Annotated in this window: 13 protein-coding genes; 5 read left to right on the forward strand and 8 right to left on the reverse strand. The window is 67.5% G+C overall.

Annotated elements, in window-relative coordinates:
* Positions 1-357: 357 nt before the first annotated feature.
* Complete coding sequence (locus JOD27_RS45425) at positions 358-1,839, reverse strand: FAD-dependent oxidoreductase (RefSeq protein WP_239570281.1); 1,482 nt, start codon at positions 1,837-1,839, stop codon at positions 358-360.
* A gap of 42 nt (positions 1,840-1,881) precedes the next feature.
* Here JOD27_RS45425 and JOD27_RS34600 point away from each other — a divergent pair, with 42 nt between their 5' ends.
* From JOD27_RS34600 to JOD27_RS45430, 4 genes are all read left to right on the forward strand, one after another.
* Entirely contained in the window at positions 1,882-3,144 is a 1,263-nt protein-coding gene (locus tag JOD27_RS34600; protein WP_204766540.1) for an NAD(P)/FAD-dependent oxidoreductase, read from the forward strand.
* 48 nt (positions 3,145-3,192) lie between these two features.
* Positions 3,193-3,699, forward strand: a complete 507-nt coding sequence (locus tag JOD27_RS34605; RefSeq protein ID WP_204766541.1) for a helix-turn-helix domain-containing protein — start codon at positions 3,193-3,195, stop codon at positions 3,697-3,699.
* A gap of 34 nt (positions 3,700-3,733) precedes the next feature.
* On the forward strand, positions 3,734-4,636 hold the full coding sequence (locus JOD27_RS46940; RefSeq protein WP_307830496.1) for an SRPBCC family protein: 903 nt from the start codon (positions 3,734-3,736) through the stop codon (positions 4,634-4,636).
* 129 nt (positions 4,637-4,765) lie between these two features.
* On the forward strand, positions 4,766-5,593 hold the full coding sequence (locus JOD27_RS45430) for an extensin family protein (RefSeq protein ID WP_204766542.1): 828 nt from the start codon (positions 4,766-4,768) through the stop codon (positions 5,591-5,593).
* Positions 5,594-6,028: 435 nt separating this feature from the next.
* Here the strand turns inward: JOD27_RS45430 and JOD27_RS34620 are convergent, their stop codons facing one another.
* The 5 genes from JOD27_RS34620 to JOD27_RS34640 all read right to left on the reverse strand — a co-directional run bounded on the left by JOD27_RS34620 (position 6,029) and on the right by JOD27_RS34640 (position 10,750).
* Positions 6,029-6,658, reverse strand: coding sequence for a DUF4360 domain-containing protein (locus JOD27_RS34620; RefSeq protein WP_204766543.1), 630 nt, complete (start codon positions 6,656-6,658; stop codon positions 6,029-6,031).
* A 389-nt stretch (positions 6,659-7,047) separates the two neighbouring features.
* Positions 7,048-7,554 (reverse strand): histidine kinase, encoded by a 507-nt coding sequence (locus JOD27_RS34625; protein ID WP_109636464.1) that lies wholly within the window; start codon positions 7,552-7,554, stop codon positions 7,048-7,050.
* Between the two features lie 206 nt (positions 7,555-7,760).
* Entirely contained in the window at positions 7,761-8,384 is a 624-nt protein-coding gene (locus JOD27_RS34630) for a DUF4360 domain-containing protein (protein WP_204766544.1), read from the reverse strand.
* A 420-nt stretch (positions 8,385-8,804) separates the two neighbouring features.
* A complete protein-coding gene (locus JOD27_RS34635; RefSeq protein ID WP_204766545.1) occupies positions 8,805-10,088 on the reverse strand; it encodes a HAMP domain-containing sensor histidine kinase in 1,284 nt (427 codons plus the stop codon).
* Complete coding sequence (locus JOD27_RS34640) at positions 10,085-10,750, reverse strand: response regulator transcription factor (RefSeq protein ID WP_204766546.1); 666 nt, start codon at positions 10,748-10,750, stop codon at positions 10,085-10,087. Before JOD27_RS34640 ends, JOD27_RS34635 begins: the two co-directional genes overlap by 4 nt.
* 25 nt (positions 10,751-10,775) lie before the next feature.
* Between JOD27_RS34640 and JOD27_RS34645 the strand changes: the two genes are divergently transcribed.
* Complete coding sequence (locus JOD27_RS34645) at positions 10,776-11,321, forward strand: hypothetical protein (protein WP_204766547.1); 546 nt, start codon at positions 10,776-10,778, stop codon at positions 11,319-11,321.
* Between the two features lies 1 nt (position 11,322).
* On the opposite strand, the gene JOD27_RS34650 is transcribed toward JOD27_RS34645, so the two are convergent.
* Both JOD27_RS34650 and JOD27_RS34655 read right to left on the reverse strand, forming a co-directional pair.
* On the reverse strand, positions 11,323-12,522 hold the full coding sequence (locus JOD27_RS34650; protein ID WP_204766548.1) for a glycoside hydrolase family 88 protein: 1,200 nt from the start codon (positions 12,520-12,522) through the stop codon (positions 11,323-11,325).
* 121 nt (positions 12,523-12,643) lie between these two features.
* Complete coding sequence (locus JOD27_RS34655; protein WP_204766549.1) at positions 12,644-13,621, reverse strand: hypothetical protein; 978 nt, start codon at positions 13,619-13,621, stop codon at positions 12,644-12,646.
* Between the last annotated feature and the right edge of the window lie 44 nt (positions 13,622-13,665).

The raw sequence follows: 13,665 nt of genomic DNA on the forward strand, positions 1-13,665 counted from the left end.
ACTAAGCCGCGACGGCCTACTAGTAGTGCGTCGCGGCTTGGTTGTGCTCCGTTGAGGCGGGCAGGGGGCGGTCTGGTGCTCGTCTCCGAAAGCCCGGATGGTCGCGTTCTCATGCACGTCGCTGCCGAGTTGGCGGTAGAGAAATGCTGACGCAAACGCTCGCTGATCACCCCAGCTGCTGCCAACCGTGCAGCTGGCAGCCATGAGAGCGCGATCTTCATGATCGAAGCGCGGCTGCCCGCCGGGCATCACTCTCACTGTCACACCCCAAGAGATAGCTGCGACACGCTCCTAGCACAAGCTGACCCCTCCGCTGGAACCGGCACCCAACCACCCCAACGGCACCAACAGAAGGCCCTAACGGGGGTCGCGTTTGGGGAGCGGACGGGTTGCTGGGCCTTCCAGGACCTCCCCGTCCACGTCGAAGCGGGAGCCGTGGCACGGGCAGTCCCAGCTGCGTTCGGCTGGGTTGAAGCGGACCAGGCAGCCCAGGTGGGTGCAGCGGAGGGAGACGGCGTGCAGCTGGCCTTCCGGGTCGCGGTAGACGCCGGTTTTGCCCAGGCCGTCGCGGATCACGTGGGCGTGGTCGGGTTGCAGGGACTCGCTGGACGTGGCGTCGGCTGGGAGGACGCGGTCGGCCACGAACTCGGCGGCCACCTCGGCGTTCTTCTTGAGCAGGGTTGGCAGGGAGGTCAGGGAGAGGCGGTGTGGGCTGAAGCGGTCGGCCAGGTCGTTGGGTTTGTCGGTGACCAGGTCGGCCAGCAGGGAGGCGGCGAACGTGCCTGAGGTCAGGCCCCACTTCATGTAGCCCGTGGCGGTGTACAGCGTGTTGTTGCCGGGGGTGTAGGTGCCGATCATCGGCAGGTGGTCGTAGGCCGTGGGGTCCTGGGCGGACCAGCGGTGGGTCACCTCGGCCACCGGCCAGTGGGTACGGGCGAAGTCTTCCAGTTTGCGGAACGGTTCCACCGCGGACTTGCCGGTGGGGTGGCTTTGGCCTGCGATGATCAGGTGGTCGTGGTGAGCGCTGATCGACCAGGACGGGCTGCCGGTGCTGATGGCCAGGGCGGTGGGTGGTGGGGCGGTCAGGCGGGCGGCTATGCAGTAGGCGCGGGTGATTTCCATGCGCGCGAAGTAGAAGCCTCGGTCCAGAACGGGGTAGTGGGTGGCGATGACGATGCGGTCGGCATCGACCTGACCGTCCTCTGTGTACACGTGGTTGCCGCTCACGTCCGTCACGCGGCGGTGTTCCCAGACTTTGCTGCCGTTGCCGTCGATCGCGGCGGCCAGGCCCTGGAGGTACTTCACCGGATGCAGGGCGAGTTGGTCGTCGAGCTTCACGGCGGCGTGCACTTCGAACGGGAGGTCGAGGTCGGTGCTCGCGTACGCGGGGAGGCCTGCGCGGCCGGCGGCTTGGAGTTCGTCCTCTACGGACTGCACTTCGGACTCGGTGTAGGCGTAGGTCACGCCTGGGGCGCGGCGCAGGTCGCAGTCGATGCCCTCCAGTTGCACGAGATCCGCCACCTGCGAGACGGCGCGCTGGGAGGCGGTGGCGTAGTCGGCCGCCGCGGACACGCCGTGGGCCTTGGTGATCTGGGAGTACACAGTGGACTGAAGGGCGGTCACCTTGGCGGTGTTGTTGCCGGAGACACCGGAGGCCACGCGGTCGGCCTCCAGCACCACAACCTTCAAGCCTCGGCGCTTCAACAACAGTGCGGTGGTCAGACCGGTGATGCCGCCGCCGACCACCGCCACGTCGCAGGTGTGCTTGCCGGTCAGCGGTGGACGCGGCGAAGCGGAGAGCGCGGAGAGCCAAAGTGACTGGTCAGCGGTCGTTGTCATGGCGGCTGGATACCCTGCGTCAGTAGCGGGTATGCGGACTGCATGGGTACGCACCGGGTAGTCGTTGTCGGTGGCGGGTTCGGCGGCCTCGGGGTCGTGCGCGGGCTCAAACGCGCGGACGTCGAGGTCACGCTGATCGACCGCACCAACCACCACCTGTTCCAGCCGTTGCTCTACCAGGTGGCGACCGCGTTGCTGCCCGCGGGCGACATCGCGCCGGCGTTCCGGGCGGTGCTGCGCAAGCAGCGCAACGCGAAGGTGCTGCTGGGTGAGGTGACCGGGTTCGACACGGAGAACAAGAGGGTGCACGTCGACCTGCCGGACGGGACCTCGCGGACGGTCGGGTACGACACGCTGGTCGTGGCGGCCGGGGCGCGGGACAGCTACTTCGGGCACGACGACTGGGCCGAGGCCGCGCCGCCGATGAAGACCCTCGAACAGGCCGTCGACCTGCGCTCGCGGCTGCTCAGGGCGTTCGAGACCGCAGCGGCGGCCGATGACGCGAAGGAGTGGCTGTCGTTCGCGATCGTCGGGGCCGGGCCGACCGGGGTCGAGCTGGCTGGGCAGCTCGCCGACCTGGCGCGCAGGGCGTTGAAGGGGCAGTTCCGGGAGATCGACCCGCGGGACATCCGGATCACGCTGCTGGACGCGGTGCCGCACGTGCTGCCGCCGTTCTCCGAGCCGTTGCGCGAGCACACCAGGAAGAAGCTGGAAAGCCTGGGCGTGACGGTCATGACCGGCGCCATGGTCGAGTCGATCGACGACGCCGGGCTCACCACCAAGGACGGCGACCGGGTCCAGGCGCGGACGATCATCTGGGCCGCCGGGGTGCAGGCCTCGCAGCTGGCGCGCAAGCTCGCCGACGCCACCGGGGCCGAGCTCGACCGCAAGGGCCGGATTCTGGTGAATCCCTCGGACTGCAGCGTCACGAACGACATCTACGCGATCGGCGACATGGTCAACCTCGACAACCTGCCGGGTATCGCCGAACCCGCGATCCAGCAGGGTCACCACGTCGCCCGCGTGATCAAGGCACGGCTGAAAGGGCAGCCCACCAAGCCGTTCAAATACCTCGACCTGGGCACGATGGCGACGATTTCGCCTGGTGACGCCGTTGCGGACATCAAGAAGCTGCGCCTGAAGGGCGTCATCGGCAAGGCGGCTTGGGCGGTCGTGCACATCGCGTTCCTCGTCGGCTGGCGCAACCGGGCCGCGGTGCTGGCGCAGTGGACGTGGAACCTCGCCACGGGGCGTCGGGCGCAGCCGATCATCCTGGAGCCGATGCACGCGATAGAGCGAAAATAACCGGCACGTTTAGCGTCCACGAAAGCCGAAGGCCGGGGAAGTGGGCGTATGTCGAACGTGGTGAACCAACTGCCCGTCGAGGTCGTGCGGTGGCCGGTGGACGCGGCGGCACGGGAGGCCTGCCAGCGCAGCGGGACGTTGTGCCTGCTGGTGCTGGAGAAGAACGTGCCGGCGCCCGTCCTCACGGACATGCGGGAGGACTGGGTCCGCGCGCCGGTGCCGCAGCAGGACCTCGCCGTGCGCATCGCGATGTTGCGGGCCCGCGCGGCCCGCTACGCGGTGCCGGAGCTGGACCTGTCCGGCATCCTGCGTTTCCGCACGCGTTCCGTGGTGCTCTCACCGACAGAGCGCGCGCTGGTCGCCGAATTGCTGCGACACTTCCGTTCGCTGACCTCGCGTGAGGACCTGCTGCTCTGCCTGCCCTCCAAGGACGGCGACACGAGCAACGCGCTGCACTTGCACATCATGCGGTTGCGGCGCCGCATCGCCCCGCTCGGCCTGGTGATCAAAACCTTGTGGAACCAGGGATATCAGCTGGGTCCGGCCGGTCCATAGGTTGCCGATGACGGCCGTGGGGTAACCGAGCGGCGTGAACAAGGAGCTGCTGGGCATCTACCTCAACGACCACCTGGCCGGGGCGATGGCGGGCACCGAGCTCGCCCGTCGCATCAGCCGCACGCACCCCGAACTGCGCGTGCTGGCCGACGACGTGGAATCGGACCGGCGCGAGCTGCTCGACGTGATGCGCTCGTTCGACGTCGAGCCGCGCCCGCACAAGGCCGCCATCGGCTGGCTGACCGAGAAGGCGGGCAGGCTGAAGCTCAACGGACGGCTGCTGGGCCGTTCCCCGCTCAGCGACGTCCTCGAGCTGGAGACGTTGCGCATGGGCATCGAGGGCAAGGCCGCGATGTGGCGTGCCCTGCGGACGTTGCCCGGTGCCGACGCCGAGCGCTTCGAGCGGTTGCTGCGCCGGGCGGAGGGCCAGGCCGATCTCGTCGACCAGCACCGCCTGCGCATCACGCCCGGTGCGTTCAACGCGCCGCACACGTCCGGTGTCGACGTCGAGCGCACCTTCACCGTCGCGTCCTCGCCGGAGGGCGTCGTCGAGTACCTGCGCGACTTCTCCCGCACCGAGCAGTGGGATCCGGGCACCGTGACCTGCACGCGTCTCGACGAGGGCCCGGTCGAGGTCGGCTCGCGCTGGCGCAACGTCTCGACGTTCCTCGGCCGCAAGACCGAGCTGGTCTACGAGCTGACCCGCGACGATCCGCAGGGGCTGCAGTTCGTCGGGCGCAACGACACCGCCACCGCGACCGACGACATCTCGATCACCGCGGGACCGGCTCCCGGCACGACCAAGATCGCCTACCACGCGCACCTGGAGTTCAACGGTCTCGCGAAGCTCGGGGCGCCGGTGGCGAAGCTCGCGCTGGAGAAGCTCGGCAACGACACCGAGAAGAGCTTGATCCGCGTACTGGGCGACGTGCGGTAAAGGAAGAGGAAAACCGCAGGTCAGAGTACGTTCCCCGGATCGAAGGCGATCCCTAGACTCCCTCGCGCCGGTTCGTGAGACAGGCATTCCTCCTGTCCGCACCGGCTAGGACACAGAGGGAGAACTGGGGTGTTCGAAAACAACGTCACCAGGCGCGGCTTCGTCACGGGCGCGGCGGCCGTGGCCGGTCTCGCCGGCCTGTCCACCATCGCTCCCGGGCTGGCAGGCGCCGACCCGAAGATCGGCGACCAGCACACCGAGGCGGAGCTGCGGGCCTCCGAGGCCGGCGCGCTGGCGATGATGACGTTCCAGAAGATCGACGGCACGCCGGTCTACTACTGGCGGTCCAACCGGGGCAACACCACCCTGCGCAACTGGCAGTGCACCGACGCGTTCTACAACGCGCTCGTGGCCTGGATCCGGGACCTGCGCTCGCTCTCGTCGAGCTACGGCTCGATCAGCTACATCGTCTCGGCCGGCTTCTACGTCGACAAGCCGGGGCAGCACGGCGCGGGCACCGCGATGGACCTCGACCACGTCCGCTGGTCCGGCGGCAACACCATCTCGCCGCTCGACCAGGCCCACGCGTCGAGCAACGCCGCGATCCGCAAGCGCTACCTCGCGACGGAAGCCGTGTGCCGCCGCCGGTTCCGCTACGTGCTCGACGGCTGGTACAACGCCGACCACCACGACCACATCCACTCCGACTTCGGTGGCATGCCGGTCCGCGTGCTCAAGGACTCCGAGTCCGACACCAAGTTCGTTCAGGCCGTGTGCAACAACTTCCGCGGCTCGGGTCTCGTGATCGACGGCGACTGGGGCACCAACACGCAGAACGCGTTCAACGGCCTCAAGTCGGCGCTCGGCGTGACCGGTGACCCGCACACCAGCTCGTCTGTATGGCAGGCCATGCTGTCGAAGATCGCGACCAAGGGCTTCGCGAACCAGAACATCTGAGTCGAAGCCGTCGAAGCTGTCGATCCAGGAATCCGGTTCCAAACCTGAGGTTCCGTACCCGAACGACGCGGGCGGCACGGACGTCGCTGATGCTGTCACCGAGCATCAGCGACGTCCGTGCTCTCGTTCATCACGCACACCAGCGCGTCGAAGCCCGCCAATGCTTGGAAAACTGCCGCGCCTTCGCATGAACGCCGACGCGGGGCAGGTGACGAGCCACGAAATACTCCTTCGGATGCACGTTCGGTCAAAAGGGAGGATCGCTCTTGCGTCTTCCCGTAAACCTTTACATTCCGTTGCCTTAAGGCTACTGAACATTCTCCTGCGGACGCACGGTTTGTGGGGAACAACCAGTTGTGGAGCCAGCGGAAGACCCCTTGGTCTCCTGTGATGGGGACCAAGGGGCCTCGGCGGCCTGGCTGGTGGGCTATTCGGTCACGGCTTCGGGCACTTCTTCCATGCGAAGTGGTACAGGGTCGAGAAGGAGACGTCCGTCGAGTCCATGGCCATGAAGCTGGTCTTCTTCGGGTCGGACGTGCCCTTGTCCACGCGCAGCTCGGTGTTGATGTTGAAGTTCCGCTTCTCGCCGCACGGGTGGTAGATGATGGAAGCGACATCGGTCTTGTGCGTGACCTGCCAGTTGTCGCTCAGCGCGCCGTTGAACGTCTTGGAGCGCTGGTCGGTGTCCGACATTCCCTGGAAGTAGTAGCTCGCTTTCGTGGTGCCCTTCGCTCCTTTCTGCAGATCGGCGAAGCCTCTGTAGTCGGCCTGCGCGATTCCGTAGGTGAATCCGCCCGGCACGTTGACCTTGAGGTTCAGCTGGCAGTTCTTGCGGAAATCTGTGGGCTTTGCCTGCGGGCCGACCTGGGCAAGGTACTCGCTGTAGGTGACCGTGAAAGCCTTGTTGTCCGGAGAGACGGCGATGGCGGCCGTGCCGAGGCGGCAGCCGGAGCCGTTGATCGTGACGATGTCGATGGTGATCTGTCCCGTCGGGGGCGGATCCGCGGGAGTGGGAATGACGATGGTGGACAGGGCCAGGGCGGCCGCGGCCAACGTGCTAATCATGGGACACCTTTCCGAATGTGCAGGACATGTCGGGCGGCGTGACGAGACCGTATCCGGAAAGGGTGTTAATGAACGTCCGCCAACCAGAGCAAATGTTGCCGCTCTGGCCGTTGTCACTTATTGTGGTCGATTGGTTACCGCATCAAAGGGCAAGTCGAAGCTGCCGTCGGTGAATTGCCACCCGTACCGGCGGAACGCTATTGGGAAACGTAATGGTCCGCGCGGCGGGCCGAATGTAACACGGCTCGAACGGAGTAACCGCAGTCTGGGATCCGGAACCCAATTCGTGAAGCGTCCACAGTTGTGAACCCACGGAAACCCCAAAGGCGCGTCCACCGACGGACGCGCCCTTGTGGGTGAAATTTGAACTGGAGCGGTTTACCTCGTGCCTACCGCTGCGGACCGCCGCCCATGGAGCCGCCGAGTCCGAAGAGAATCCGCTGGATGAGCTCGGGATCGACGTCCGGCTCGTCGCCCAGCGCCTCGGCCGCCGGCGAGCGGCGGGGTTCGCGCCGGGGCAGCGGCACCGCGTTGGCGTTCACGCCGGTGGGCAGCGGCAGCTCGCACCAGATCAGCTTCACGCCGCCACCGAGCTGCAGCTCGCCTGTGCGAAGGTCTGGGGAGGTGGGCGGCATCGTGAACCTGGCCGCTTCGAGCTCGACGACAAGGTAGTCGCCGCTCAATCGCAACCGAAGAGTGATCAACCGCGAGGTCTTGGGGTCCGCGGACTCGATGGCGGCCTCGACCAGGGCGCAGGCCACCGCGGAGCAGTCGTCGATCATGTTGCGCAGTCGCCACTCGCCGAGCGTGAAGCGCACGAACAGATCCGCGCAGTTCACCGCGGTGGGCAACGCGATGAGTGTCAGGTCGTCAACCTGTGCGGTCTGGGCGTTCACCTTTATGCAGCCTCCGTTCGCGTGCGGCGCGCGAGCCAACGACAGTCACCCGAATGGCCGTCGCGGTGAGCGGGAATCTACATGGGTATACGCGGGAAGCAATGCCCTGGTTGACTCACCCGTCAAAAGTCACGACCGGATCACGAGGATACGCCCCGGCGCTCACTGTGTGTAGAGCGCCGGGAGCGCTTGGTGATCAAACTCTGTCAGCATCGCTTCCAGGCGAACTGGTAGCGGGTGTTGACGCTGCCGTCGGTCGAGTCCATCGACACGAACGCCGACTCCTTCGCGGCGTTCGTGAACACGCGGACCTCTGTGTTCACGTTGAGGTTGCGCACCATGCCGCACGGTGCGAAGACGATCTCCGCGACGTCGGTGCTGTCGGTGAACTGCCAGTTGTCGGTCAAGGGGCTGGGGATGTTGTGCGTGCTCTTGCCGGTCGACGACGAGCCGGAGAAGTAGTAGCTGGCGAGTTGCGTGCCCTTCGCGCCTATGGGTAAGTACGCGAACCCACGGTAGTCGGCCTTCGCGATGCCGAAGGTGAACCCCTGCGGGTAGTGCACGCGCAGGTTCAGCTGGCAGTTCTTCCGGAAGTCGGTCGGTGCTGATCCGGCACCGGCCTGTGCGGTGTAGTCGCTGTACGTGACCGTGAATGCCGTGTTGTCGTCCGCCACCGCGACCGCCGCAGTTCCGGCGGGGCAGCCGGAACCGTTGACCGTCACGACGTCGACGGTGATTTTTCCGGGGGGAACGACATCGGCGGTGCTCGGCGCCTCGGGGGCGACGAGGAGCGACAGTGCCAAACTCGTTGCTGCCATCACACTGAGCATGAGGCGCCTTTCATTTCGGGGGATGGATGGCGGCGTGACGGAGACGTTATCTTAAATAGACTTAAGGCGTGGACAGCCGACCGGGCGAACTTAAATATATTTAAAACGGATTAATCGTCTGAACGGTGGATTGGCGACGGCGAGCCGTCGGCTAACTTCGTGTCAGATCGCAAAAACGATCACACAGACCACGTTGAATACGCCGGTCCCCACACCTGGCGCCGAGAGCCCCGGCAGATCCACCTCGTAACACCGGTGTGGGAAGGCGTGCGCGCACTGCTCATCGGGTTCCACCCTCCTGCTCGGAACTCGGTGGTGCGGCAGCGGTGCAGCGCAGCCGGCCGGTGCCCGCCGGCGGCGTCGGACCCGTCCCACGGTCCGCGCCGCCGGCGGTGTTCTTTCCCGGCCCTCACGAGGGCCCTAGTGCCTCCGGAGCCTCATTTGCACGCGTGCCCCGCCCAGTGGCCCGCGGTCGACGTGGAGAGAGCCACCCGTGCTTTCCGCGGCGCGGCGGGCGATGTCGAGCCCCAGCCCGGTGGATCCACCACCGCTGGCGCCGCGCTGCAGCGCGTGCTCGACGTTCGCGATGCCGGGTCCCGCGTCCTCGACGACGAGCGCCACCAGATCGGCCTGGTGCACGAGCGTGACGGCGAACCGCGTGCCCTCCGGGGTGTAGCGGAAGACGTTGCCCAGCAACGCGTCCAGCGCGGCGGTGAGATCCGTGCGGGAGAGCGGCACGTGGGCAGGCCGGTCGGCGCCGCGGATCGTCCACGGCCGTTCCTGGTCGTCGGCGAGCGCGGACCAGAACACCAGCCGGTCGCGCACGACGCCCGCCGCGTCCACACCGGTGTTGTCGGCCTGCAGACCGGACCGGGCGGCCTTGATGATCTCGTCGACCTCCCTCTCCAGCCCCTGGACGGCTTCACGGACCCGATCCGCACCCGGACCCCTTCCGAGGGTGTCCGCGTCCAGCAGCAGCGCTGTGAGGGGCGTTCTGAGGCGGTGCGAGAGATCGGCGACCACCTCGCGCTCGGCGGCGACGAGGTGACGGACGCGCTCGGCCATGGCGTTGAAGGCCTTGCCGACCTCCTTGAGCTCGGGCGGGCCCTTGATCGGCACGTGCACGGAGAGGTCGCCCTGACCCATCCGCCGTGCGCCCTCGGCCAACGTGCGGGTCGCTTTCACGGCCCGCGCACCCAGCCGGTCGGCCACGAGCACCGAGCCGGCGACGAGGCCGACGGCGACGCCCGCCAACGCCCACCACGTGCCGATGACGCCGTGGGTGAGCTGTTCGCGCGGCACGAACGCCTCGACGATCACGATGCCGTTCGCGCTGGTGGCCAGCGGCTGCAGGTAGGCGACGCCGTCGGGCCGTTCGAGAGTGGACGCCTTCGCGAGGTTCTGCGCGTCCTGCAGGTTGGCCGCGGTGATGTGCGAGGTGCCGTAGGTGTTGGGCGCCGGTGTGCTGATGTGCACGGCCAGCCGCTGCTGGCCGCCGTAGCGGGTGCTCCTGATCGCCTGCCGGATCTCCTGCGGTTTGCGGGTGATCAGCAGCGCGGGCGTGAGCGCGTTGGCCTGCTTCTCCGCCTCGCTGAGCGCGCTGTCGTACGCGGCCTTCTTCGTGACCATGGCGAGTGGGATGAGGAAAGCCAGCGCCACCATGCTGGTCGCCGCGAGAGCGACCAGTACCAGTGACCGCCTCATCTCGGCGCGACCAGACGCACGCCGACCCCGCGCACCGTGTGCAGGTAGCGGGGCTGCGCGGCCCGTTCACCGAGCTTGCGGCGCAGCCACGACAGGTGGACGTCGAGCGTCTGGTCGTCGCGGGTGGACGGCCACAGGTTCGCCAGGATCTCGGCGCGCGGAACCACCTCGCCCGATCGTGCGGCCAGATACGAGAGCAACTCGAACTCCTTGTGCGTCAACGTGAGTTCCCGACCGTCCACAGTGGCCCTGCGTTGCTCCACGTCGATCTCGAGGCCGCCGACCACGAGCTTCTTGCTCTCGCGCGCCCTTCTGAGCACGGCCTGGAGGCGCGCGCCGAGGTGCTCGCTGGAGAACGGTTTGACGAGGTAGTCGTCCGCGCCCGCGTTGAGCAGGCGGATGATCTCCTGCTCGTCGTCGCGGGCGGTCGCGATCACCACGGGCGTGTTCGTGACGCCCCGGATCATCCGCAGGGCGTCACCGCCGTCGAGGTCGGGCAGCCCGAGGTCGAGCACCACGACGTCGTAGTTGTTGGCGGTGACTTCGCGCAGAGCCTCGATCGCGAGCGCGACACCGTGCACCATGTGGCCCTGGCCGGTGAGAGCGCGCGTGATCGCCGCTCGCACCACCGGGTCGTCCTCGACCAGCAGTACTGATGCCATGAGCCGCTACAGGAGGGTCGTCGCAGTGAGACGGTCGGTCGGATACCTGGTCGCCTGGGCGTTGGTGACCACGGTCGCCATCGGCCTGTCGTGGTTCGGCCTCCGCACGGCGATGGAACCCGCGCCGGCGGCCGCTGTGGGTCCCACGACGGGGTCGGTTGTGTTGCCGCTGCCGACCGTCACGTTCTCCGTACCGGTGCCCACCACCGCGGCGAGCTCGCCGCCTGTCACGCCCTCGTCGTCCACCAGGCCTCCTGTGGTCAGCTCGTCCGTTCCGGCTCCTCCCAGTAGTACGGATGCGCGTCCCCCCTCGGCTCAACTCCAGGAGGGGGAATGGCAGTCGGACGGCTCCTACGTCCACGCCTTCCACCTGCGGGGCGGTGACGTGGTCGTCCGCTACCGCCCGTCCGGCGTGGAAGCGCTGTCGGCCACCCCTTCCGACGGCTGGTCGGTGGCCGTGGAACAGCCGGGCGGGCCGCTGGTGGTGAACTTCCGCACCACCGAGGGGCGGTTGTCCAGGTTGGAAGCGACCTGGTCCAACGGCCCCACGGCGCGCGTGATCGAGAAATGACCTACAGGCCGATGGCCTTGGCGATCTGCGCGGGCTTGAGCACCCGCAGGATCGCCTCGAACAGGTAGTAGTCGCCGTAGGGCAGCGAGACCTCGACACCGTCCTCGGACGGGCGGTTGCGGGTGCCGCGGGCCATGATCGCTTCGGCGCGCGTCGAGTTCGTGGTGAGGCAGGTGCTCACCAGACCGTCGAGGATCTTGAGTGCGCGCTCGCGGTAACGGCCGTTGCCGGTCGCCTTGGCCAGGTCGAGCAGGCCGCACGCCAGGATCGCGCCCGCGGACGAGTCCTTGACGTCGTTGGCGCCCAACGGAGAGCGGTAGTCCCATACCGGCACGTGGTCCGGTGTGAGAGCGCTCAACGCGAAGTCGGCCATCTTCCGGGCCGTGTCGCGGAACTCGCGCAGGCCCGTGCGGCGGTACATCGTCGTGAAGCCGTAGATGCCCCACGACTGGCCGCGCGACCAGCACGACGTCGGGCTGTAGCCCTGCACGGTGTTCTGGCCGATCGGCGCGCCGGTGTCCGGGTTGAAGTCGAACACGTGCGGGGTCGAGCCGTCCTGCCGCAGGAAGTTCGCCTGCGTCGTTCTGGCATGGGCGATCGCGATGTCGATGAACTTGCGGTCGCCGGTCTGCTCGGTGGCGAACGCGAGCAGGTCCAGGTTCATCATCGTGTCCATGATCACGCGGCCCGCGTTGCCGGGAGTGCCGAGCTTGCCCCACGCGCGGATGAACTTGCCCGTCGGATTCCAGCGCTGGACGAGCGTGTTCGCGGCGTCGATCGCGCCGTCACGCCACTTGGTGTCGCCGGTGAGCCGGTAGGCGGTGACCCAGGACGGGTAGAAGAGGAACCCCAGGTCGTGGTCACGCGGTTCGAGCCGGCGGGGTGCCAGCCTGTCGTTCGCGGCCTCTGCCAGCGTGCGGAACTGTGCGTCGCCGCCGTCGAGGTGCGCGAGCCACAGCGTTCCCGGCCAGAAACCGCCGATCCAGCCGCCGTCGGCGACGTAGGTCCACTTCTCGAACCGGGTGATCTCCGGGAACGACGTGATGCCCGGTGCGACCGCCTTCAGTTTCGCGAGACCGTAGTCCAGCGCTCCGCGGAGTTTGGCTGGGGTGGCCGCGGCTTCCCCCGTACCGATTCCCGCTCCGGTGAGCAGGGGAGTGGCAGCGGCAGACGCCAGAAGGGTGCGTCGAGACAGATTCACGAGACCGTCCAGTCCCTTTCGTGTCCTTGCGCCCGGCGACACCCTGCCAGACCCGATCAAGGCCTGTAAAGAGAAGTCAAAACGATTCTTCGTGATTCACAAGGATGAACAATTCGATAAATCACTGCTGCCAGATTGCGAAGGGCACGTCGATCTCGTCGCGGCTCGTGCCGCCGTGCTCGAACTTGGCGGACGGGTCCGCGATCGGGAACCGCGGCGACGCCGCCACGGCCACGACCGGGCCCGCCTCCGGCTGCGGTAGTCCGAGATCGGCGGCGTGGTGCACGGTTGCCGTGGCGCCCAGAGTCGTTGCCACGCGGTCGAAAACGGCCTCCGTGCGGTCGGCTTTCGGGTACAGCCAGCGCATCCTGCCCGCGCCGCCCGACGGGATCACGCACTCCTCGCGCACGATCTCGTCCCAGGCCAGGACGAGCTCCGGATCCGGATCGACGGGCACCTGGCCGTGATCCGAATGCGCCACCACGGTCCAACCCTGTGCGGCCCAACGGGACGCATGCGCGTCGAGCCGGAGCATGGCCTCGTGCACCGGTTCGTCGTAACCGTTCCGGCGCACGTGGTCGTCGACGTTCACGTACGTCCAGAGGAACCGCGCGTCGGGCAGCGCCCTGTCGAGATCGGCCACGACGTTGGCGACGAGCAGCGGCGGATCCTCCGCCTGGGCGGTGAGTTTGTGCCGAGGGGGCGCGGGTATCCGGTTGCAACCTCGCAGGAGGGCCTGGGCCCAGGTTCCTTCCAGCAGGTCGAGTTCGCGAGCGAGAACGGTGGCACCGTGCCGTTCCAGCACGGTCGGCAGGTCCGAGATCGCGGGCGCGCCGTTGATGGCGTGCACGAGACCGGATCCGTTGCGGTACACCGTTCCCGGCACGCGGTGCACGTCGGCCGGAACACCGGTCAGCGCGGTCAGCAAGGCCGTGGCCGAGGTGGACGGCACGGTGGAGGAGAGCGTGGAGAGGGAGGCCGACAGCCACGATTGTTTGGCCACGTCCGAGGACAGGCCGTCCACTGCCAGGACGATGACGCCACGATCTGCCGATGTGAGGGCGTCGTCGAGCCGGGAAGGGATCTCTGCCAAGGACATCGGGGCACTGTAACGCATCTCATCCGGCGAAGATGCCCTGATCG

The organism is Lentzea nigeriaca (assembly GCF_016907955.1).
GTDB lineage: Bacteria > Actinomycetota > Actinomycetes > Mycobacteriales > Pseudonocardiaceae > Lentzea > Lentzea nigeriaca.